At 63.0% G+C, this 21,270-nt stretch carries 17 protein-coding genes; 12 read left to right on the top strand and 5 right to left on the bottom strand.

The genetic code is table 11. From position 1 onward, the window contains the following. Positions 1-94 precede the first annotated feature (94 nt). Positions 95-640, top strand: coding sequence for a GNAT family N-acetyltransferase (locus NKT35_RS13790; protein ID WP_254293863.1), 546 nt, complete (start codon positions 95-97; stop codon positions 638-640). A 94-nt stretch (positions 641-734) separates the two neighbouring features. Further along, a complete protein-coding gene (locus NKT35_RS13785) occupies positions 735-1,775 on the top strand; it encodes an LLM class flavin-dependent oxidoreductase (protein WP_254293861.1) in 1,041 nt (346 codons plus the stop codon). Here NKT35_RS13785 and NKT35_RS13780 read toward each other — a convergent pair. Beyond that, positions 1,772-2,095, bottom strand: a complete 324-nt coding sequence (locus NKT35_RS13780) for a cupredoxin domain-containing protein (RefSeq protein WP_254293859.1) — start codon at positions 2,093-2,095, stop codon at positions 1,772-1,774. The genes NKT35_RS13785 and NKT35_RS13780 overlap by 4 nt on opposite strands. A 12-nt stretch (positions 2,096-2,107) precedes the next feature. Continuing rightward, entirely contained in the window at positions 2,108-3,049 is a 942-nt protein-coding gene (locus NKT35_RS13775) for a metallophosphoesterase family protein (RefSeq protein ID WP_254293858.1), read from the bottom strand. Between the two features lie 204 nt (positions 3,050-3,253). Between NKT35_RS13775 and NKT35_RS13770 the strand changes: the two genes are divergently transcribed. The 7 genes from NKT35_RS13770 (at position 3,254) to NKT35_RS13740 (ending at position 14,360) form a co-directional block, all read left to right on the top strand. After that, positions 3,254-3,871, top strand: a complete 618-nt coding sequence (locus tag NKT35_RS13770) for a TetR/AcrR family transcriptional regulator (protein WP_254293856.1) — start codon at positions 3,254-3,256, stop codon at positions 3,869-3,871. Positions 3,872-3,945: 74 nt separating this feature from the next. Beyond that, positions 3,946-4,686 (top strand): NADPH-dependent oxidoreductase, encoded by a 741-nt coding sequence (locus tag NKT35_RS13765; RefSeq protein WP_254293853.1) that lies wholly within the window; start codon positions 3,946-3,948, stop codon positions 4,684-4,686. Between the two features lie 19 nt (positions 4,687-4,705). Beyond that, entirely contained in the window at positions 4,706-5,800 is a 1,095-nt protein-coding gene (locus NKT35_RS13760) for an alkene reductase (protein ID WP_254293851.1), read from the top strand. 175 nt (positions 5,801-5,975) lie between these two features. Continuing rightward, positions 5,976-8,048 (top strand): prolyl oligopeptidase family serine peptidase, encoded by a 2,073-nt coding sequence (locus NKT35_RS13755; protein ID WP_254293849.1) that lies wholly within the window; start codon positions 5,976-5,978, stop codon positions 8,046-8,048. Between the two features lie 52 nt (positions 8,049-8,100). After that, positions 8,101-8,733 (top strand): LysE family translocator, encoded by a 633-nt coding sequence (locus NKT35_RS13750; protein WP_254293847.1) that lies wholly within the window; start codon positions 8,101-8,103, stop codon positions 8,731-8,733. 124 nt (positions 8,734-8,857) lie between these two features. Then, a complete protein-coding gene (locus NKT35_RS13745; RefSeq protein WP_254293846.1) occupies positions 8,858-13,429 on the top strand; it encodes a PAS domain S-box protein in 4,572 nt (1,523 codons plus the stop codon). Next, positions 13,410-14,360 carry a diguanylate cyclase gene (locus tag NKT35_RS13740; protein ID WP_254293844.1) on the top strand — a complete coding sequence of 317 codons (951 nt, stop codon included), beginning with the start codon at positions 13,410-13,412 and terminating at the stop codon, positions 14,358-14,360. The genes NKT35_RS13745 and NKT35_RS13740 overlap by 20 nt, the downstream gene beginning before the upstream one ends. Positions 14,361-14,465: 105 nt before the next feature. On the opposite strand, the gene NKT35_RS13735 is transcribed toward NKT35_RS13740, so the two are convergent. Then, positions 14,466-15,623 carry a PP2C family protein-serine/threonine phosphatase gene (locus tag NKT35_RS13735; protein ID WP_254293842.1) on the bottom strand — a complete coding sequence of 386 codons (1,158 nt, stop codon included), beginning with the start codon at positions 15,621-15,623 and terminating at the stop codon, positions 14,466-14,468. 225 nt (positions 15,624-15,848) lie between these two features. Then, entirely contained in the window at positions 15,849-16,940 is a 1,092-nt protein-coding gene (locus NKT35_RS13730) for a M35 family metalloendopeptidase (RefSeq protein WP_254293840.1), read from the bottom strand. Positions 16,941-17,209: 269 nt separating this feature from the next. Here NKT35_RS13730 and queC point away from each other — a divergent pair, with 269 nt between their 5' ends. The 3 genes from queC to queE are packed head-to-tail and all read left to right on the top strand — an operon-like array spanning position 17,210 to position 19,614. Next, positions 17,210-17,911: a 7-cyano-7-deazaguanine synthase QueC gene (gene queC / locus NKT35_RS13725; RefSeq protein ID WP_254293838.1), complete on the top strand. Its 702-nt coding sequence runs from the start codon at positions 17,210-17,212 to the stop codon at positions 17,909-17,911. A 1-nt stretch (position 17,912) separates the two neighbouring features. Then, positions 17,913-18,932 carry a 6-pyruvoyl trahydropterin synthase family protein gene (locus tag NKT35_RS24310; RefSeq protein ID WP_254293836.1) on the top strand — a complete coding sequence of 340 codons (1,020 nt, stop codon included), beginning with the start codon at positions 17,913-17,915 and terminating at the stop codon, positions 18,930-18,932. Positions 18,933-18,978: 46 nt separating this feature from the next. Continuing rightward, positions 18,979-19,614 (top strand): 7-carboxy-7-deazaguanine synthase, encoded by a 636-nt coding sequence (queE, locus tag NKT35_RS13715; protein WP_254293834.1) that lies wholly within the window; start codon positions 18,979-18,981, stop codon positions 19,612-19,614. 55 nt (positions 19,615-19,669) lie between these two features. On the opposite strand, the gene NKT35_RS13710 is transcribed toward queE, so the two are convergent. Next, complete coding sequence (locus NKT35_RS13710) at positions 19,670-20,857, bottom strand: lipase family protein (RefSeq protein ID WP_254293832.1); 1,188 nt, start codon at positions 20,855-20,857, stop codon at positions 19,670-19,672. Between the last annotated feature and the right edge of the window lie 413 nt (positions 20,858-21,270).

The raw sequence follows: 21,270 nt of genomic DNA, 5'->3' as shown, positions 1-21,270 counted from the left end.
GCGCCGGCATGCGCACGGCGACAGGCCCGGAAATCCGGGCCTGTTTCTTGCTTGCTCATTCGGCATCGCCAAGCGACAAAGATAGAGGAACAAGATGATGCGACTGGAAATACTCTCGCTCGACGCCGCCGCCGCCGAATCCTGGCTGCCGGAGCTGGCCGAACTGCTGCACGATTGCGTGCTGGACGGCGCCAGCATCCATTTCGTGCTGCCGTTTACCTTAGAACAGGCCGCCGCCTTCTGGCGCGACAAAGCCTTGCCCGGCGTCGCCAGCGGCCACCGCGTGCTGCTGGCCGCCATAGTGGATGGCGAGCTGGCCGGCAGCGCGCAGCTGGATTGCGACACGCCGCCCAATCAACCGCACCGCGCCGAGGTATGCAAGCTTTTGGTGCATCCCGACCACCGCCGCCAAGGCATCGCCCGCGCGCTGATGCGCGAGATCGAAGAACAGGCTAGACGCAGAAAACGCACGCTGCTGACGCTGGACACCGCCAGCGGCGACAAGGCTGAGCCCTTATATTTATCCCTGGATTACCAGCCTGCCGGACGCATCCCCGGCTTTGCGCTGCGTCCGGATGGCAGCGTCGCCGAAGCGACGGCCATCCTGTTCAAGACCCTGGCGGCGATGGAAACGGCGTAGCGTTTTTCTTAACAATCCGTTCAAGCGAACGGGCTGGCAGATGAGATAAGCCGGATCGATAATGGACGGCACTTTATTCTTAATCGGAGCGCGCATGAGCCCGCTTTCCCAGATCAAATTGTCCATGCTGGACCTGGCGCCCATCGTGGAAGGCGGCGACGCCGCCCAAGCGCTGAGCCACAGCGTGCAGCTGGCCCAACACGTCGAAAAACTGGGTTTCACCCGCTTCTGGGTGGCCGAGCATCACAATATGCCCGGCGTGGCCAGCTCCGCCACCGCGGTGCTGATCGGCCACATCGCCGCCCACACTCGAAACATACGCGTGGGTTCCGGCGGCATCATGCTGCCCAACCACGCGCCCTTGGTGGTGGCGGAACAGTTCGGCACCCTGGCCACCCTGTTTCCCGGCCGGATAGATCTGGGCCTGGGCCGCGCGCCCGGCACCGACCCGCTGACCGCTCGCGCGCTGCGCCGCGACCGGATGAACGGCGACGACTTTCCGCAGCAAGTAGGCGAGCTGCGCGGCTACCTGGCCCCGGAACAGCCAGGCCAAGCGGTGCGCGCCATCCCCGGCGGCGGCACCGAAGTGCCGGTGTGGCTGCTGGGCTCCAGCCTGTTCAGCGCGCAGCTGGCCGCGCAATTGGGCCTGCCCTTCGCCTTTGCCGCGCACTTCGCGCCGACGCATCTGGACGAGGCGCTGCAGTTGTATCGCCACCGCTTCCAGCCTTCCGCCGTGCTGGAGCGGCCCTACGCCATCGCCTGCATTCCCTTGATCGCCGCCGACAGCGATGAGAGGGCGCAGCAGCTAGCCACCACGCCGATGCAGAAATTCCTGGCCTTGATCCGCGGCCAGCGGCTGCCGCTCAAGCCGCCGGTGGAAAGCATGGCTGGCTTGTGGACGCCCCGCGAGGAGTTCACCGTCCGCAATGAATGGCTGGGCGAGGCCATTATCGGCGGCCCGCAACAAGTGCGCGCCGCGCTGGAGCGTTTCGTCGAGCGCACTGGCGTGGATGAGATCATGCTGTCCACTGATTGCCACAGCATCTCCGACCGCCTGCGCTCCTGCGAAATCGCCGCCGAACTGGCGCATGGCAAGCGCTTGGACCGCCAGGCGGAGGCTACGCCCGCCCGCTAGGGCTTGCGCACATGAATGACGCCGCCCATGAAGGGATGGACCACGCAGTAATAGGGATAATCGCCTTCGGCTTCGAACACATGCTCGAACTTGTCGTCGGTATCCAGCGCCTTCGAAGCGAAAGCCTTGCTGCGGCTGGTGACGGTGTGCGGCGTCTCGTCCTGATTCACCCACACCACCTTGGCGCCGGGCGCGACGGTCAATTCCTTGGGCTGAAACGCGAATTTGCTGATGGCGACGGTATGGCCGCCATCCGCCCCTTGGGCCGACAGCGCCGCCATCAGCAGCGCGCCGGCCATCCAACAAGCGGCCTTGAGCATGAATCCCCCTTTTCAATGATCCAGCGGCGTATCCACCAGCGCCAGTTCGCCGCTTCCGGGCACGATATTGAGCTGGCGGATGCCCAGCAGCTTGCCCAGCTCGCCCGCCGGCACAGTCACCGGCCCCGGCTCGCCGACGCCCGCCTGTCCTGGCGTAGGCAAAGGATAGGCCAGCGAACGAGCCGTGTGAAACGCCACATGGCCCTCAACCTTTTGCAGTATCTGGTGGATATGGCCGTTCAACACCGTCACCGAGCCGAAAGGCCGCAATAGCGCCATCAATTGGTCCGCGTCCGCCGTGCCCCAGCCCCATTGCTCGTACAAGGTCCACAGCGGAATGTGCGCCAGCACCACGATGGGCGTGGAATGCGCCACGCCGGCCAGATCGCGCTTCGCCCAGGCCAGTTGCTCCTCGCCCAAGGCCGCCAGCTTGCCCATGGCGAAGTTCAGCACATTGTTGAGCGCGATGAAATGCACCCCGCCCTGATCGAAGCTATACCAGGCCTTGCCTTTGCCCTCATGATCAAAGAACTTGAGATAGCCGCTGACGCCGTCGTCTATCGCGTCGTGCTCGCCCGGTATGGTGTGCACCCGCTCGGTCTTGATGTCCTTGAACATCTGCCGCGCCAGGTCGAACTCTTCAGGCTTGGACAAATGGCTGACATCGCCGGTATGCACCACAAAGGCCGGCGGCGCGGGCAAAGCATTGATGTCGGCGATGGCGCGGCGGAAACTGCCCGCCACATCCGGATTGGCCGCCCGGTGGAAGCCCAGATGGGTGTCGCTGATCTGGACAAAGAACAAGCCTCCGCCCGGCATGCCGGAGGCGCCTGCCGCCCGCGCCACCGGCACGCCGCCGGACATCGTCCACACCACGGCCGCGCCGGCCCAGCCCGCCAGACAGCCCAAGGCGCGGCGGCGCCCGTCATCCTGCAAGGTTTCACGATCGTCCACTTTGACCTCCCAAGCTCAAACATGCTGATGCCAGGCCGGCTCCGGCTGGTTTGCGACACGCCGCATGCCATCGTTGCAAAGCGCAGCCAAAGCCCAATCCACGCGGGTACTGAGCTGTTTTTTAGATCAGCGCCACAACAGTCACAAGGCTAGGAGCTGATAATTTTCTTGAAACTAGACGACTGGTCTAGTAGTATTCAAGCCATGTCACGCGCCAATCATTCAGCCGACACCCGCGAGCACTTGCTGGCCATCGGCGAAAACATCATTCTGGGCAAGGGCTTCGCCGCCGTCGGGCTGGCGGAAATCCTGTCTTGCGCCGGCGTGCCCAAGGGCTCGTTCTACCATTACTTTGCGTCCAAAGAAGGCTATGGCGTGGAATTGCTGCGCCGTTATTTCCTCAATTACGACGAAAAGCTGGTGTTGTTGCTGCGCGCCGACCATGGCCAGGCGCGGGATTGCCTGCTGCGTTATTTCGATGGCTGGGTGGAGCGTCATCAATGCGACGGCGCCAGCCACACCTGCCTGGCGGTGAAACTGGCGGCGGAAGTGTCCGACCTGTCCGAGCCGATGCGCGACGCGCTGGCCGAGGGCATGGGCCGCGTCATCGTCCGACTGGCGGATGCGATCAAGCGCGGCCAGACCGAAGGCAGCCTCTGCCCCACCCTGGCGCCGGATACCCTGGCCGCCAGCTTGTACAGCCTGTGGGTGGGCAGCGCTTTGCTGTACAAGGTGCAACGCTCGTCCGAGCCCATGCTCAACGCCCTGCGCCTGACGGAAACCATGCTGGTGGCAGCCGACAGCGCCGCTTGCAAACACTGAATTCATGCCCGCCGAATGGCGGGTTTTATTGAAACCATTACTAGACGACTGGTCTACTCAAAATGGAGCGCATCATGAATGAAACATTGCGTCTGATGCAGCAGCACCACAGCGTGCGCAGCTATCAGGACAAACCGGTGGCGCCCGAAGTGCTGGACGCCATCCTCGACGCCGGCTGGAAAGGCCCGACATCCATCAATGGCCAGCAAGTCTCGCTGGTAGTGGTGCAGGACGCCGAACGCCGCCGCCGCATCGCCGAGATCGCCGGCGGCCAGCCGTGGATCGCCCAGGCCCCGGTCTTCATCGTCGCGGTGATCGACTTCCATAAAACCCGCGTCGGCGTGGAAATGGCCGGGCTGGAACAGCGCGTCCACACCAGCGTCGAGGCCTTCGCGGTCGGCGCGGTGGACGCCGGCATCGCGCTGGGCAATATGATGACCGCGGCCCGCTCGGCCGGCCTGGGCGTGGTGCCGATCGGCGGCATCCGCCGCGATCCGCAAGCGATGATAGATCTGCTGGCATTGCCGGAGCTGACCTTCCCCGTCGCCGGCATGGTGATCGGCCATATCGATCAGGATGGCAGCCTGAAGCCGCGCCTGCCGCGCGCCACCTTCGTCCACCAAGAACGCTACCAGGCCGGAGAATTAAGCGCGCACATCGCCAGTTATGACAAAACGCTGACACAATATTGGCAGCACATCGGCCGCCCCGATGGCCAGCCCTGGTCGGCCAATACCGCCAATTACTATCAACACGTGTACTTCCCCAAGGTCGCGCCGGTCGCGCGCAGCCAGGGTTTTGGCTTCGATCTGTAAATTCATCAAGGAAACCGCTATGCAAGCCGACAAACTGTTCACCCCGCTGCAAATGGGCGCCGCCACCCTGGCCAACCGCGTGGCGATGGCCCCGCTGACCCGCCTGCGCAATACCGAGCCGGGCGATGTGCCCGGCCCGCTGGCCAAGGAATACTACCGCCAGCGCGCCAGCGCCGGCCTGATCGTGGCCGAAGGCACCCATATCTCGCCCACCGCCAAGGGTTATGCCGGCGCGCCCGGCATCTATAGCGAGGAGCAAGTCCGCGCCTGGAGCGAAGTGACCGGCGCCGTGCATCAAGCCGGCGGCAAAATCTCGCTGCAGCTGTGGCATACCGGCCGCATTTCCCATCGCTCGCTGCAACCGAATGGCGACGCGCCGGTCGGCCCGTCCGCCATCCAGGCCGACAGCCGCACCAATATCCGCGCCGCCGACGGCAGCCTGGTGCGCGAACAGTGCGATACCCCGCGCGCGCTGGAAACCGAGGAAATCGCCGACATCATCGAGGACTACCGCCGCGCCACCGACAACGCCCGCCGCGCCGGTTTCGACCTGGTGGAAATCCACGGCGCCCACGGCTATCTGATCGATCAATTCCTGTCCCCGGCCGCCAACGTCCGCACCGACCAATACGGCGGCAGCGTGGAAAACCGCGCCCGCTTCCTGCTGGAAGTGGTGGACGCGGTGGTCGGCGAATGGGATGCCGATCACGTCGGCATCCGCATCTCGCCGCTGGGCATCTTCAATGGCGTGAGCAATACCGACCAGCTGGACATGGCGCTGTACCTGGCCGAACAGCTGGCCAAGCGCAAGCTGGCCTTCCTGCACATTTCCGAACCCGACTGGGCCGGCGGCCCCAAGCTGGATGACGCCTTCCGCACCGAGCTGCGCAAGCGCTATCCCGGCGTGATCATCGGCGCCGGCGCCTATACCGCCGAGAAGGCGGAAACCTTGATCAAGCAAGGCTTCATCGACGCCGCCGCCTTCGGCCGCAGCTTCATCTCCAATCCGGATCTGGTGGAGCGGCTGAAGCAAGGCGCGCCGCTGAACGAGCCCAAGCTGGCCAGCTTCTACGGCGGCGGCGCGGAAGGCTATACCGACTACCCCACGCTGTAAGCGGCGGGCATCGCCCCTCCCTCGCATCCGCCCCGGCCATGCCGGGGCTTTTTTGCGCCAAAAATAATGACAAGTTAATTTATTTCGCGTTAGAGTCTGGCGTCTACATACCGCGAACCAATCAGACGATCCGGCGCCGGCGCAAGCGGCCCAGGACCGCGCAAGGAGAAGCATCATGAAAAGCAGTTTGCTGGCGCTCGGCGCCGCCGCCCTGGCCGCGCAGGCCCACGCGGCGGAAGACCCGAATCTGTGGCTGGAATCGATTCAAGGAAAAGATGCGCTGCAATGGGTGAAGCAGCAGAACGCCGCCACCACGCAAGAACTGGAAAGCTGGAAGCACTTCTCCGATCTGCGCCAGGACATCCTGTCCATCCTCAACTCCAGCGCCAAGATTCCGGGCATCCAGAAAATCGGCGACCGCTATTACAATTTCTGGCGCGACGCGACCCATACCCGCGGCGTGTGGCGCAGCACCACGCTGGACGAATACCGCAAGGCCGCGCCGCAATGGGAAACCGTGCTCGACCTGGACCAGCTGGCCAAAGATGAAAAAGAAAACTGGGTATGGCAAGGCGCCAACTGCGTCGAGCCGCAAGAAGACCGCTGCCTGATCCGCCTGAGCCGCGGCGGCGGCGACGCCGCCGTAGTGCGGGAATTCGATCTGGCCGGCAAACGCTTCATCGGCGATGGCTTCGTCGCGCCGGAAGCCAAGAGCCAGGTGGACTGGAAAGACCGCGACACCGTCTACATCAGCACCGACTTCGGCCCCGGCTCGCTGACGAATTCAGGCTACCCGCGCATCGTCAAAGAATGGAAGCGCGGCCAGCCGCTGGCCGACGCCAAGCAGCTGTTCGCCGGCGAAGCCACCGATATCTCGGTGGGCGCCAGCCATGTGCTGACCCAAGGCCGCGAGTACGACTACATCCAGCAAGGCAGCAGCTTCTTCACCAACGAGCTGTACCTGCGCCAAGGCGAAGACTGGAAAAAACTGGACAAGCCCGGCCATGTCGAAACGGACTTCTTCGGCGACTGGCTGCTGCTGAAGCCGCGCCAGGAATGGAAGACCGGCGGCCATAACTGGAAACCGGGCAGCCTGCTGGCCATCAAGCTGGCCGACTATCAGCAAGGCAAGCGCGATTTCGTTCCGCTGTTCCTGCCCACCGCCACCACCTCGCTGGGCGAAGGCTCCGCCTCCACCCGCGACACGTTGATCCTGAACATCATGGACAACGTCAAGAGCCGGCTGCAAGAGTGGAAAGTGGTGGACGGCAAATGGCAGTCGCGCAAGGTGGACGCGCCCTCTTACGGCAGCATCGGCGTCAGCGCGGTGGACAGCAAGAACTCCGACGACTACTTCTTCACCTTCACCGACTTCCTGACCCCCACCACGCTGTCGCTGGCGCATGCCGGCAGCGACGCGCGCGAACCGCTGAAACAGCAGCCGGCTTTCTTCAACGCCAGCGGCCTGGAAATCCACCAGTACTTCGCCCGCTCCAACGACGGCACCCGCGTCCCCTATTTCGTAATCGGCAAAAAAGGCTTGAAGCTCGACGGCAAAAACCCGACGCTGCTTTACGGCTACGGCGGCTTCGAAGTGTCGATGACGCCTTACTACAGCGGCTCCATGGGCAAGGCCTGGCTGGAAAGAGGCGGCGTCTACGTGCTGGCCAATATCCGCGGCGGCGGCGAATACGGCCCGCAATGGCATGACGCGGCGCTGAAGCACAAGCGCCAGAAGGCCTACGACGACTTCTCCTCCATCGCCAAGGACCTGGCGCATCGCAAGATCGCCGATGCCCGCCACCTGGGCATCAAGGGCGGCAGCAACGGCGGCTTGCTGATGGGCGTGATGCTGACCAAGTATCCGGAGCTCTTCAACGCCATCGTCTGCCAGGTGCCGCTGCTGGACATGAAGCGCTTCAACAAGCTCTTGGCCGGCGCCAGCTGGATGGATGAATACGGCAATCCGGACAAGCCGGAAGACTGGGCCTTCATCAAGCGCTACTCGCCGTATCAGAACATCAAGCCGGGCGCCAAATACCCGGCCACGCTGTTCGTCACCTCCACGCTGGATGACCGCGTCCATCCCGGCCATGCCCGCAAGATGTTCGCCGCGATGAAAAAGATAGGCGCCGATGTGCGTTACTACGAGCGCACCGAAGGCGGCCACGGCGCGGCGGCCAATTACGACGAGGAGGCGCGCATCGCCGCCATGGAATACACCTTCCTCTGGCACCAGCTGCGCTAAACCCCGCCACACCAGCCCCGCCCCGCGCGGGGCTGTTTTCATGGAGAAGCCCATGCTCGCGATCCACCCCGCCCTGTCCTTCGCCGCAGCCGCCTTGCTGATGGCGCTGACGCCGGGGCCCAACATGATTTACCTGCTGTCGCGCACCCTATGCCAAGGCAAGCTGGCCGGCCTCGTTTCCCTGCTGGGCGTGATGGCGGGCTTCGCCTGCCATCTGCTGGCCACCGCGCTGGGTTTGAGCGCGCTGTTCGCCGCCGCGCCGCTGGCTTATCTCGCCTTGAAATGGGCCGGCGCCGGCTATCTGGGCTGGATGGCCTGGCAGGCCTGGACCGGCCGCCACGACCTGCGGCCCGACGCGCGCGGGATGGCGCGCCACTCCCGCCTCAAGCTGTTCGGCAACGGCCTGCTGACCAGCTTGCTCAATCCCAAGGTCGCCTTGTTCTATCTCGCCTTGCTGCCGCAATTCATCCAGGCCGGCAGCGAAGGCGTGCTGGCCCAGACGCTGCAACTGGGCGCGATGCAAATCGCCATCAGCCTCAGCGTCAACGCCTCCGTGGTCATCGGCGCCCACGCCATCAGCCGGAATCTGGCGCGCAGCCCGCGCTGGCTAGGCGCGCAAAGAAAGCTGATGAGCGGCGTGTTCGGTCTGCTGGCCGCCCGCCTGGCCCTGGACAACGGCCGCTGAACGCCAGCGCCGCCTGCTTAGGATAGAATCCGGCGGGCGGCTTTCATCATGCCAATGCGATTTCTATACTCCACACAGGAAGACACCCCCATCCACGCCCGCCATCCAGAATAGGAGGCGCTCCTTGCCGTTCTCGCAACCCAAGCCTAATAGCCGGCTCGGCCTGATCGCGCTGACTGTCGTCCTGGCGCTGGCAGTGCTGGCCGCCTGCTTCGTTACCGGTTTTCAAGAACGGCGGCTACTGCTGGAAACCTATCAAAAGCGATTGGGCTACGTCAGCCAGACCCGCAGCGCCATCTTGCGGCAAACCTTCGACCAACTGGCGCGCGATGTGCTGTTCCTCAGCGCCACGCCGCCGGTTGAAGGCCTGATACGCGCCCGCGAAGGGCATGGCGTCGACAAGGGCGATCCATCCAGCATTCAGCAATGGCAGCGGCGGCTGGAGGAGATTTTTGGCGCATTTCTGGCCACCCATCCCGACTATGCCCAGATCCGGTTCATCGCGCTGGCCAACGGCGGAGAGGAGCTGCTCCGGCTGGAGCGGGCCGACGATGGCTCCATCGCCTCATTAGGCGCGGGAATGATGCCGCCTCGCGGCGACCGGGCTTATGTGCAGGAGCCGGCCAAACTTCCCGTCGGGTCGGTCTACTTTTCCGACATCAATCTCGGCTTCAAGCACGGCGGTTACCTGGGCCTCAAAACGCTGCCGGTCATACGCGCGGCCACCCCGGTGCGCGACAGCTATGGCCGCCCTTTCGGCGTCGTCGTGATCAATTACAACGTCAGCAAGCTGCTGGCGGCTCTGCCGCAGAACATTCCTTCCGAATTTCAGATCTATCTGAGCAACCAGAATGGCGATTACCTGCTGCAGCCCAATAAAGCGCAAACCTTCGGGTTCGATCAAGGCAAGGACTGGCGCTGGCAGAACGATTTCCGCCCCTCGCCGGCCGGCGAAGGCTTGCCTGCCGGCGTGCAATCGTTTGAATCGAATCAAGGCCTGGTGTACACCCGCGATCTGGCGGTTCCCTTCGACCCCGCCCGCCCTGAGCGTTATTGCCGCATCCATATCGTGCTGCCGGAAAGCGTGGTCGCCGATCTAGTCCATGACAAGCAGTGGATCACGCTGGCCACCTTGAGCGCCATCCTGCCGCTGCTGCTCGCGGCCCTCTGGCTGTTCCGCCGCCAGAGCCGGCGCGCCAATCTGCGCCAGGCCGAGCTGGCCGCCATCGTAGACTGCGCCAACGACGCCATCATCGGCACGCGGCCGGACGGCGTCATCAGCAGTTGGAATCCGGGCGCCAGCAGCATATTCGGCTATGCGCCGCTGGAGGCCATAGGCCAATCGCTGCCGCTGCTGCTGGCCGAAGCGGAATCGATCCGACACCTTCAGGGCCTGCTCACCCAGGTCGGCCGGAATGGCGAACGGCTCAACCAGACGGCAATCTTTCTTAATCGCGACGGCGCGCCCATCGATGTCGCCATCACGCTGGCGCCTATCATCCAGCGCCAAGACGGCGCCATCATCGGCATCGCCGCCACGGTGCGCGACATCACGGAACAGAAAAACGCGGACAAACGCATCCGCGAATTGAACGCCTCGCTGGAACAGCAGGTCGCGCACCGCACCGAACAGATACGCATGTACTCCGCGCTGCAGAACGCCATCCTGGACAATGCCGGCTACGCCATCATCGCCACCGACATGCATGGCACCATCACCCTGTTCAATCCCGCGGCCGAAAGAATGCTCGGCTACCGGAAAGAAGAAATGATAGGGCAGAAAAACCTGTCGGCGCTGCATTGCAATGTGGAACTGGCCAACCGCGCCCAAGCGTTTTCCGAACAACTGGGAGAGAAAGTGTATGCCGGCTTCGACGCCATCGCCTGCAAATCCCGGCTCGATCTCCCCAACGAGCACCAATGGACCTATGTCCGCAAGGACGGCAGCCATGTGCCGGTGCTGCTCACCGTCTCTCGGCTGGAAGACGACAGCAGCCACGCCTCCGGTTATCTGGGCATCGCATCCGACATCACGGATCGCGAACATGACCGCCGCCAACTGGAATCCGCCCGCGACCAGCTCAGCAAAGCCGCGGAAGTGGCCGAGCTCGGCATCTGGAGCTGGCAAGTGGGCGCGGACATGCTGGAATGGAACGACAGGATGTACGAGATCTACGACATCCCGCGCGGCTTCGGCGACTTCGGCCTGCGCTACGAGCACTGGAAAACCAGAGTGCACCCGGAGGACGCTTTCTTTGCGGAAGAGAAAATGCGTCTGGCGCTGGCCGGCCAGGACACGTACAACCTCCACTTCCGCATCGTCAGGCAAGATGGAACCATACGCCACGTGCAGGCCGCCGCCGCGGTGGAGGGCGGCAGCGATGGCTCGCCGCTGCGCGTGACCGGCATCAATCGCGACATCACGCTGGAAAGAGAACAGCAAGAGTGGCTGAAGGAGGCCAAGAACGCAGCCGACAGCGCCAGCCTGGCCAAATCCAACTTCCTGGCCAATATGAGCCACGAGATCCGCACGCCGATGAACGCCATCCTGGGCATGCTGCAGCTGATGCAGCAAACCCGGCTGGACAAACGGCAAGCGGACTACGCCGAAAAAGCCACGTCGGCCGCCCGCACGCTGCTCGGCCTGCTCAATGACATTCTGGACTTCTCCCGCGTCGAGGCCGGCAAGCTGACGCTGGACCCGCACGCCTTCAGCCTGGACAAGCTGCTGCGCGACATCGGCGTCATTCTCAGCGCCAATGTCGGCAACAAGGAGGTCGAGGTGCTGTTCGACATCGATAGCGAGTTGCCCGACCGCATCGTCGCCGACTCGCTGCGGCTGCAGCAGATTCTGATCAATCTGTCGGGCAACGCCATCAAGTTCACCGAGCGCGGCGAAGTGGTCTTGTCGGCCCGCCTGCAAAGCCGCGAGGAAAACCGTTTGCGGATCGAATTCTCGGTCCGCGACACCGGCATCGGCATCTCGCCCGAGCAGTGCGATAAAATCTTCGAGGGATTTTCCCAGGCCGAGGCCAGCACCGCGCGGCGCTACGGCGGCTCAGGCCTGGGGCTGGCCATCAGCCAACGCTTGGTGGAGCTGATGGGCGGAAAACTCAGCGTAGCGAGCGAAGTGGGCGTGGGCAGCACCTTCCGTTTCGAAATCGACAGCCTGGCAGCGGAAGCCCCCGTCAACCGGCCCGCCGGCATCGTGCCGTTGCAGCATCTGCGCTGCCTGGTGGTGGAAGACAATGACTGCGCCCGCCTGACCCATGTCTCCATCCTGGAGTCATTCGGCTGGACGGTGGATTCGGCAAGCAGCGGCGAGGACGCCCTGCGCTTGGCGACGGAAGCCAAACCGGACTACGACGCCATCCTGATGGACTGGCGGCTGCCCGGCCTGGATGGATGGGACACCTGCCGTCAATTGAAAACCTCCAATCAGCTCAAGACGCCGCCGGTCATCGTCATGGTCACCGCCTATGGCCGCGAGCTGCTCGCCCAGCGGCAGAAAGAGGAAGCGTCCTTATTCGACGGCATCCTGGTCAAGCCCGTGACCTCCTCCATGCTGTTCGACGCGATCGCCGAGGCTCGCGCCTATCACGCGGAGCCGGTGGCGCTGCCCGCGCGCGCGCCCGGCGCCCGCCCCAGCCTGGAGGGTGTCAGGCTGCTGCTGGTGGAGGACAATCCGGTCAACCAGCAAGTCGCCTGCGAGCTGCTGCGCAACGAGGGCGCCGACGTCCAGGTTGCCGATTGCGGCCAGGCGGCGCTGCAGGCCGTCAACGCCGCCTCGCCCTTGTTCGACCTGGTGTTGATGGATATCCAGATGCCGGATATGGATGGCTATACCGTCACCCGCTTGCTGCGCGCCAGCTACTCCGCCGCCCAGTTGCCCATCGTCGCGATGACCGCCAATGTCATGCCGGCGGACAAAGAGGCGGCGCGCGACGCCGGCATGAACGCCCATGTCGGCAAGCCCTTCGATCTGGCCGAGCTCGTCAGAGTCATCCTGCGCCATACCGGCCGCGCGCAGCCCGCCATCGAACCCCTCCCCGCTCCTGACGCAGTTGAATCGCAGGATGCCGGCCGCCCGGTGCTGAACAGCCAAAGCGCGCTCGTTCGCTTCGGCGGCAATCTGCCCATTTACCTGCATACGCTGCGCAATTTCGCCCAAGAAAGCCAATCCTTGTTCGACGAACTGGCGGCGCCCTCGCCATCGGGTCAGCCCTCGCCCGCCGCCCGCCTGCTGCATACCCTGAAGGGGCTGGCCTCGACAGTCGGCGCCGATCAGCTGGCCCTCGTCGCCGCCGAATTGGAAACCCTCGCCAGGCAAAACGCCAAGGCTGAGCTCGCGCCCTCCTTGCCTCGTCTATCCGAAGCGTTGCTGCAAGCGATAGAAGCCGCCCTGAGCCTGGCGTCTCAAGCCGATGTCTCCCAAGCGGCGGGCACGGTCCAAGCCGAAACCGAGCCGCCGGGGCTCAGCGAGAATCTGGCCCACTTGCAAGAAATGCTGGACGCCTCCAGCATGGATGCGCTGCCCGCCTTTGGCCAGCTCCGCGCCAGCTACGGGACATCATTTCCCGACGAGTTGGCGCAACTGGACGAGGACATCATGAAATTAGACTTTTCCGCGGCCTCCCGCCGTTGCGCCGACTGGATACGCAAACAGGCAGAATCCAATGAGCGAACGCCTCAATAGCCCGCCTGACGCGGAAGATGCGCCGCGCGGCAAAATCCTGGTGATAGACGACCAGCCTGCCAACATCATGGCGACGCATCAAATCCTGCATCCCCAGCATCAGGTCTTCATGGCCACCAGCGGTCGGCAGGGCATCGCGCTCTGTCTGAACAGCCCGCCCGACCTGGTGTTGCTGGATGTGGAAATGCCGGAAATGGACGGCATGGAAGTGTGCCGCGAGCTCAAACGGCACCCCGACACTCAGCATATCCCCATCATCTTCATCACCGGCCACAGCGGGCAGGAGCAGGAAACCGCCTGCTGGGAAGCCGGCGCGGTGGATTTCGTCAGCAAGCCGGTCAACCCGTCCACCTTGCGCAATCGGGTCAAATCCCACCTGCTGCTCAAGCGCCAGTCCGATCAGCTCAAGAAGCTCGCCTTCAGCGACGGCTTGACCGGCATCGCCAACCGGCGCCGCTTCGACGAGTGCTTGCAACGCGAATGGAGCCGCTGTCAGCGCAGCGCTCTTCCGCTGGCGCTGATCATGTCCGATGTCGACTACTTCAAGCGTTTCAACGACCGCTATGGCCATCACGCCGGCGACGACTGCCTGCGTCAAATCGCCGGCGCCATGCAGGCGCAGCTGAACAGGCCTTATGACCTGGCCGCGCGCTTCGGCGGCGAAGAGTTCGCCTGCCTGCTGCCGGACACCGACCTCGCGGGCGCGCAGGCCGTCGCGGAACGCATTGCCGCCGCCATTCAGGCCTTGCAAATAGAGCATAGCGCATCGGAGCGGTCCGCCATCGTCACCCTCAGCATAGGCTTGGCGTGTCGCGTGCCGCGACGGGAAGAACCCCATGCGGCCCTGATCCAGGAGGCAGACCGCCTGCTTTATCAAGCCAAGGCGGAGGGAAGGGGCAAGATCTGCTCTGGCGGCGGAATAGAAGACTAGCCGCGCATCGGAAGAAAAACCGGGAAACGAGGTAGATACGGGCTGGCCGGCCAGCCGGGAAATCACGCGTCCGCGCCGCCGACGGCGGTCTTGCCCCAATCCGAATCAGCGTTTTTCCTGCGGGTGGCTCACCACCAGCAAGGAAATGTCATCGCTGGCCGGACCATCCTGCATATGCCTTCTGGCGGACGCCAGCACCGCATCCCCCACCTGGCCGGGCCAGCCGTCCCTGACGCCGGCCAAGACGCCGGCCAAGCCGAACATGACGCCCTTATCGTCCTTCGCCTCGGTGATGCCGTCGGAGCTGGCGACCAGCCGCTCGCCAGGCAGCCACTCCAGCACTTGGGTCGATTCATCGAAATCGCCGTCCGGCAGTATGCCTAGCGGCGGATGGGCGGATTTGCTGCTGGCCTTCAGCTCCCCGGCCGGGTCCAGCAACAGCACGCATGGGATGCCGCCATTCCAGATGCGGATGGATTGCCCTGCCGGATCCAGCGCGATGAAGACCGCCGCGACGAATCGCCCCCAAGGCAGCAGTTGATGCAATTTGCGGTTCACCCCGCGGGCGATGTCCGGCAAGGCGCATCCCGCCTGGGTCATTTCATAGAAGCTGTCGATGGCGGGCAAGGCGCTGATCGCGGCCGTCAGCCCATGGCCGGTGCAGTCGGCCAGCATGATGTGCTCGCCGCCTCGGCCATTGTCGCAGACGATGATCAGGTCGCCGTTGAAACCGGCCGCAGGACTCAAGTACTGCCACACATGCTGCGGCGTGGTGGTTTGCTGGCGGATCAGCCGTTCTATCAACTCCAGCGCGAGCTGTTGTTCGAACTCGTTCTCGCGGAAATACTTCTCCAAACGGACGGCATCCTGATTGATCTGATTCTGCATCTCGGCGATGCGCAGAAAAACATGGATCTTGGCGGACAACAGGTCGAAACTGATGGGCTTGGTAAGATAGTCGTCGCCGCCGGCCTTCAGGCCCACGACCACGCTTTCCAACTCATTGAGGCTGGTGAGAAAGATGATGGGCACCCAGTGCTCGCCGAACATCTTGCGCAGCTCGGCTGTCGCCTCCAGGCCATTCAGCTCCGGCATCACCACATCCATCAGGATCAGATCGGGACGTTTACCGCGGCAATAGTCCACCGCCTCCCGGCCGTTTTTGGCTATGGCGCAGCCATAGCCCAGCTCCAGAATGAACTGCTCGATGAAATACCGGTTGGTGGCGCTATCCTCCACCAGCAAGATGGTGATTAACGACATCACTCCCCCGTACGCTCGGCCGCGGATGTCGCTGCGACATGGCTGCCACCGTACCAAGATAGCACCGCGCATCGCGCGCGCACAGCCCAGTTTCAACAGATCAAGCCGTATCGCCATCTTACATGCTGCCTCCGGCATGACAACAGTTTTGATTCTGTCCACATGGCGGCGCGCATGAAAAAACCATCCCGTTGAAAACGGGATGGTTCGGTGCAGATATGCCGCTCAAGGCTGGGAAGGCGTGTTCTCAGCGAAATATTCGTGATTGTCGGCATTGCCCAGCGCTTGGGTCGGATTGGTCTTGGCCAGATTTTTGGCTCCGGCCTGACCGTAAACGTGGTCGCTGGTGCCGGCTACCACGGTGAAATGCGACAACTCGTGCACCAGCGTGCCGCCCTTGGAATCCGTTCCCTTGGTCGGAGCGGTCCAGAAGGCGCCGCACAGATAAATGGTGTACGGCTGGGCGGGGTAGACGTAAGCGAAAGTGCCTGCGTCGGTGCAACTGCAATCCAGCTTGATCGGCTTGGCGTCCAGCGCATCCTTGATCTTCACGTAATGCGATTTGGCGGTATTCCAGTTGGCCTGGCTGAACTTGCCGAACCAGGTGACATAGCGCGGAGACGCCGAAGGCGAGCCATTCAGATACGCCGAGGTTTCATCGGCCATCGAACCGGCCGCCACCACGCCGTCGCGCGATTGGTTCTGCTGCGACACCGAGCAATTGGCCGCATAGCTGACGCCGCTGACGGCCGCCCGGCTCTGGATCGCCCAAGATTGCTTGGCCGAACGCGCCTGGTTCAGCAAGGGGCTGACATGGCCGCCGCTGTACACGCCGACCGCATTGGACGACACCGCCTCATCCTGCGGCGCGGAAGCCTGTTTGGCGCTGACGCCGGCCGGCAAGCCGCTGTTCAGCACCCTGGCGCTGCGGTCTTCGAAACGCACTTGCAGCTGGCCGGGACGCGACAAATCGTAATAGTCCGACACCCGCACCTTGGCCGTCAGTGCCGCGCCGGGCGCCAAGGCGACGGTATCGCGCAGCGACGGCGCGACTCTTTTGTATCGCGGTCCCAGGTATTCCGCCGGCTTGCCATCGATGCTGACCGCCAGGAATTGCTCCTTGAGATCCTTTTCCGGCACATACCAACGGTACACATGCAGCACCTGCTTGCCGGTATTGCGATAGGTCACGGCGACATCCACATCCTGGGCAGCGGAAAGCTTGGGTTGACCCAAGGTCACCTGCAGATCGCCGGCATAAGCCGTCGATGCTGCGGTCAACAACAGGGAAGTTATCACGGCAATGCTCTTGTCCATTTTATTTTCCTCTTTAAGAGTGTTTTCATAATTACATTTAGTTATAAGAGACGCATTCATCATGCGTCCTAATATTGATCGCACGAAACCTCTCGTCATGTAAATGGGCTTTTTTACAATGAATTCCCTTTTAAAATGAATGCTCATTGATAATCCACATCCATCCACAAGCACGTCGGACTATAGTGCGGTAACATGTTCGGTTACGTCCGCCGGGTGAGACCGATCCTGGCGGGAGCCGCAAACCTCGACTGTTTTTCGACGGAATCATGAATCAAGCATCTGAAAAAGCCCTGGTGGTGCTCTCGGGAGGCCAGGACTCGACCACGTGCCTCTACTGGGCGCTGCAACGCTTCGGCGCCGGCAATGTAGAGGCCGTCACCTTTGATTACGGCCAACGCCATCGCATCGAACTGGATTGCGCCCGCAAAATCGCCGCTTTGGCCGGCGTGCGCCAAACCGTGCTCCCCATCGACACCTTCGCCGCCATCGGCGGCAATGCGCTGACTGACAGCGGCATCGAGCCGGAAACCGGCGCCCGCGACGACGATGCGCTGCCCAATACCTTCGTGCCGGGCCGCAATCTGATTTTCCTGACCTTCGCCGCGGCCTTCGCCTATACGCGCGGCGCGCGCCACCTGGTGACCGGCGTGGCGCAGACCGACTACTCCGGCTACCCGGACTGTCGCGAAAACACGCTGAAAGCGTTGGAAGTGGCGATTCGCCTGGGCATGGACAGCCGAGTCGAACTGCACATGCCGCTGATGTATCTGAGCAAGGCGCAAACTGTGACGCTGGCGCAACAAGTCGGCGCCATGGACGCGCTGGCGTGGAGCCACACCTGTTACAACGGCGAGGTGCCGCCCTGCTGCCATTGCGCATCATGCGAGCTGCGCGCCAAGGGCTTCGCCGAGGCAGGCGTGGCCGATCCGCTGGTCGAGCGCTGTCTGCGCGCCGCGCAAGGAAACTGATATGCACGCGAGTTTCCACTTGGCCGGCGCCGGCTTCGAAGCGGCGCGCCAGCTTCCCGACACCCCTGGCAAAACGGCCAGGCCTCATGGCCATAGTTTCCGGCTGACCGCCCGTTGCGACGCGCAGCATATCGGGGCCGACGAACTGCAGACGGCGCTGGGCGCCGCCGTCGCGCCGCTGGACTATGTCGATCTGAATAGCCTGCTGCCTGCCTGCGATGACTTATCGCTGCTCCGCCACATCGCCGCCCAGCTGCCCTGCCCCTCCGCCATCAAGCTGCAAGGCGCGCCCGACCGCGGCGCGATGCTGGACGACAGCCAGGCCCTGCATTGGCTCAATGCCGCTTTTGAGGCCGCCCACTATCTGCCCCACGTGCCGCCCGGCCACAAATGCGGCCGTCTGCATGGCCACGGTTTCGGCGTGCGCATCGCCGCCGACGCCAAGCGCGCGAGCCAGCATGACCTAGCCTGCGCCTGGGCGCCGCTGTATCGTCGCCTGAATCACCACTACCTGAACGACATCACCGGCCTGGAAAACCCCACTAGCGAAGTCATGGCCCAATGGCTGTATCGCCAGCTGGAAAATTCGCTGCCGGGATTGGCCTGGGTGGAGGTGCGCGAAACGCATAGCGCGGGCAGCCAGTTCGACGGCCAGCGCTTCCGCATCTGGAAGGAGCAGCGTTTCGAAAGCGCCATGCCTTTCGACGAAGCCGGCAACTACACCGGCCACAGCTATCTGGTTCGGCTGATGCTGGCCGGCGACATTGATCGCGCCATGGGCTGGCTGCTGGACTTCGGCGACGTCAAAGACCGCTTCAAGCCCATCTACCGCCAGCTGGACCATAACCCGCTGGACAAGCTGGCGGGGCTGCGCCAGGCCGACAACGCGTCTGTCGCGGAGTGGATACACACCCAACTGGCCCCGCTGGTGCCGGAACTGGCCCGCATCGACCTGATGGAAAGCGATGCCCTCAGCGCTTCCGTCCACTTCCACCAAGACATGCGCTGGCCTTTGCTGTGAGGCCCGCTCGCGCGGCGACAACAGGCCCAATTCTCAGGAACACGCCGTGACTACCTACACCGTCAAGGAAATCTTTTACACGCTGCAAGGCGAAGGCCGCCAAGCCGGCCGCGCCGCGGTGTTTTGCCGCTTCGCCGGCTGCAATCTGTGGTCCGGCCGCGAAGAAGACCGCGCCAAGGCCGTCTGCCAGTTCTGCGATACCGACTTTGTCGGCGCTGGCCCGGACGGCGGCAAGTTCGACGGCGCGCAGGCGCTGGCCGCGCGCATCGCCTCGGAATGGCCGGAAGACGCCGGCGGCGTCCGCTACGTGGTTTGCACCGGCGGCGAACCGCTGCTGCAACTGGACGAAGCGCTGGTCGACGCCCTGCATGCGGAAGGCTTCGAAATCGCCATCGAAACCAATGGCACCCTCGCCGCGCCGGCGGGCGTTGACTGGATCTGCGTCAGCCCCAAGGCCGGTTCGGAATTGAAGCAGCTGCGCGGCGACGAGCTGAAACTGGTCTACCCGCAGGCGACGCAGATGCCGGAAACCGTCGGGCACCTGGACTTCGCCACCTTCTACCTGCAACCGATGGACGGCCCCGACCTGGCCGCCAACACCCGCGCCGCCATCGCCTACTGCATGGCCCATCCCAAATGGCGGCTGTCGGTGCAGACCCACAAAGTGGTCAATATCCGCTAAACGAAACAGGCCCTTCACGGGCCTGTTTTCCCACAACTCGTCTTTCAAGCACGCATCACTTGCCCATCTTGTCCAGATACAGCCATTGCTGGTACATCCAGGGGAGGTGTTGCCACAAACCGGCCAGATTAGCCAACTGCGTGCTGCCCTTATCCTCAGGGTCGTATTGGCAAGAATCCCACATGCTCCTGTCGGGCACATCTCCGCCCGCTTGCTTAGGCGTAAACATCAGATAGGCCGGGATGCGCCAGAAATTATCGCCAGTGGCTGTTTGGCCCGCGGGCGGCAACGAATAAAAACCATCATCCCGGCAATTCACATCTTGAGGCGGGCAGGGCTTCGCCCCGTCCACGATGGCGTTGCCATGCAACAGAATCTGCCGGCCCGCATGCGCGTAATTCAGACCATGCAGCTTGCTCAGGACCTTCACCACATCCACAGGAACGCGCAATCCGACCATGGACATGGGATAGTTCAGCGCCTGCACGCTTTCCAGCGTCAGCGGCACCTGCGGCACGGTATCCAAGGAGGACAGGACCGCGAAAGCGCCCTGATTGGCGAAGTCCAGCCCATATTGATAAGCGAAGTACTCATTGCCAGGCTTGGGCTGGGCAAAAGCGTAACACTTCACGTCGAAGCGTCCGCCGGCAAAGGGCTGAGTGTTCAGCCACGCCGCCGCCAGCGTCGCCATTCCCGCCCCCAGGCTATGGCCGGTGACATAGATCCGGATCGGCTTGCCGCCGGACTGCTCGATGACGGCCTTCAACATATCGGACAAACGATTGCGATGGCCGAGGATCTCGTCCGCGGCGAAATCCAACGACTCCAGCGCCACCCGAAAACCCAGGTGCACCATGGCCCGCTCGGTCGTGCCGTGATAGGTTTCCTTGCAATAGGTGCGCGACGAGATGACCAAATCCCTGGCAGCTTTGCCTATCCATTTCTCCGCTTGCTTTTGGACCTCCTTGCTCAAGGTCAGCGCCTGAGCGCTCACCATGACGGCCTCGAAGTCCTCAAGCACATTCTGAAAATTCACCGTACCGCGGAAAGCCAAACAGTAAGCATCCTGCTCTGGGTGATAAGACAGCATCGCCTGATTGCCAAACAACTTGCCGCAGGAAGCGCAGATAGACCGTGACCAGTCTTGCGCGCGGATGCCCGCTTGCCAGCCATCCGGCCAACGATGCGTATACAAGGAAGGCATCGCCTGCCCGGGATAGCGGGAATCGCCAACCACGGACATGAGCGGAGGCTCCGTCATGTTCGCCCATGGGAACAAGCCCACTATTTTCTCTTTGTCGCCCTCGACGCCATCAGGCTTGCGCAGAGGGTTATCCCATAGTGTTCCGCCAACCGCCGATGCAAGACGCAATATCTCCAAAGCCTCGTCTACCGAATACTCCTTGCTCCATGGAAGCGCAGCCATCATCTCACCCCTATTCAGAAGTTCAAGAAAAGCTCAGCGGTTGCTGGCTTTTTTAGATCAACACTAAATAGTGTTTCAAGCAACTGCTCACAAGAACAGCATCAAGTCCAAAATCATCTGAAAAGCAATCCGCATTACGCAACGCCGCCCAGTGTCTATAACGACGAAAGCATGACCTCCACTGCAGAGCGGCCATGCCGAGCGAGGAATCTTGCCCAAGAAATTTTTTC

Source organism: Chromobacterium sp. IIBBL 290-4 (assembly GCF_024207115.1).
Classification (GTDB): Bacteria; Pseudomonadota; Gammaproteobacteria; order Burkholderiales; family Chromobacteriaceae; genus Chromobacterium.
The sequence above is the reverse complement of the archived record's forward strand: the minus strand, read 5'-3'. Positions and strand labels throughout refer to the sequence as shown.

Coding starts and splice junctions, on each gene's coding strand:
- NKT35_RS13755 (WP_254293849.1), top strand. CDS start 5,976: ATGAAAAGCAGTTTGCTGGCGCTCGGCGCCGCCGCCCTGGCCGCGCAG.
- NKT35_RS13710 (WP_254293832.1), bottom strand. CDS start 20,857: ATGTCCGTGGTTGGCGATTCCCGCTATCCCGGGCAGGCGATGCCTTCC.
- NKT35_RS24310 (WP_254293836.1), top strand. CDS start 17,913: ATGCACGCGAGTTTCCACTTGGCCGGCGCCGGCTTCGAAGCGGCGCGC.
- NKT35_RS13765 (WP_254293853.1), top strand. CDS start 3,946: ATGAATGAAACATTGCGTCTGATGCAGCAGCACCACAGCGTGCGCAGC.
- NKT35_RS13780 (WP_254293859.1), bottom strand. CDS start 2,095: ATGCTCAAGGCCGCTTGTTGGATGGCCGGCGCGCTGCTGATGGCGGCG.
- NKT35_RS13785 (WP_254293861.1), top strand. CDS start 735: ATGAGCCCGCTTTCCCAGATCAAATTGTCCATGCTGGACCTGGCGCCC.
- NKT35_RS13760 (WP_254293851.1), top strand. CDS start 4,706: ATGCAAGCCGACAAACTGTTCACCCCGCTGCAAATGGGCGCCGCCACC.
- queC (WP_254293838.1), top strand. CDS start 17,210: ATGAATCAAGCATCTGAAAAAGCCCTGGTGGTGCTCTCGGGAGGCCAG.
- NKT35_RS13740 (WP_254293844.1), top strand. CDS start 13,410: ATGAGCGAACGCCTCAATAGCCCGCCTGACGCGGAAGATGCGCCGCGC.
- NKT35_RS13770 (WP_254293856.1), top strand. CDS start 3,254: ATGTCACGCGCCAATCATTCAGCCGACACCCGCGAGCACTTGCTGGCC.
- NKT35_RS13750 (WP_254293847.1), top strand. CDS start 8,101: ATGCTCGCGATCCACCCCGCCCTGTCCTTCGCCGCAGCCGCCTTGCTG.
- NKT35_RS13735 (WP_254293842.1), bottom strand. CDS start 15,623: ATGTCGTTAATCACCATCTTGCTGGTGGAGGATAGCGCCACCAACCGG.
- NKT35_RS13730 (WP_254293840.1), bottom strand. CDS start 16,940: ATGGACAAGAGCATTGCCGTGATAACTTCCCTGTTGTTGACCGCAGCA.
- NKT35_RS13790 (WP_254293863.1), top strand. CDS start 95: ATGATGCGACTGGAAATACTCTCGCTCGACGCCGCCGCCGCCGAATCC.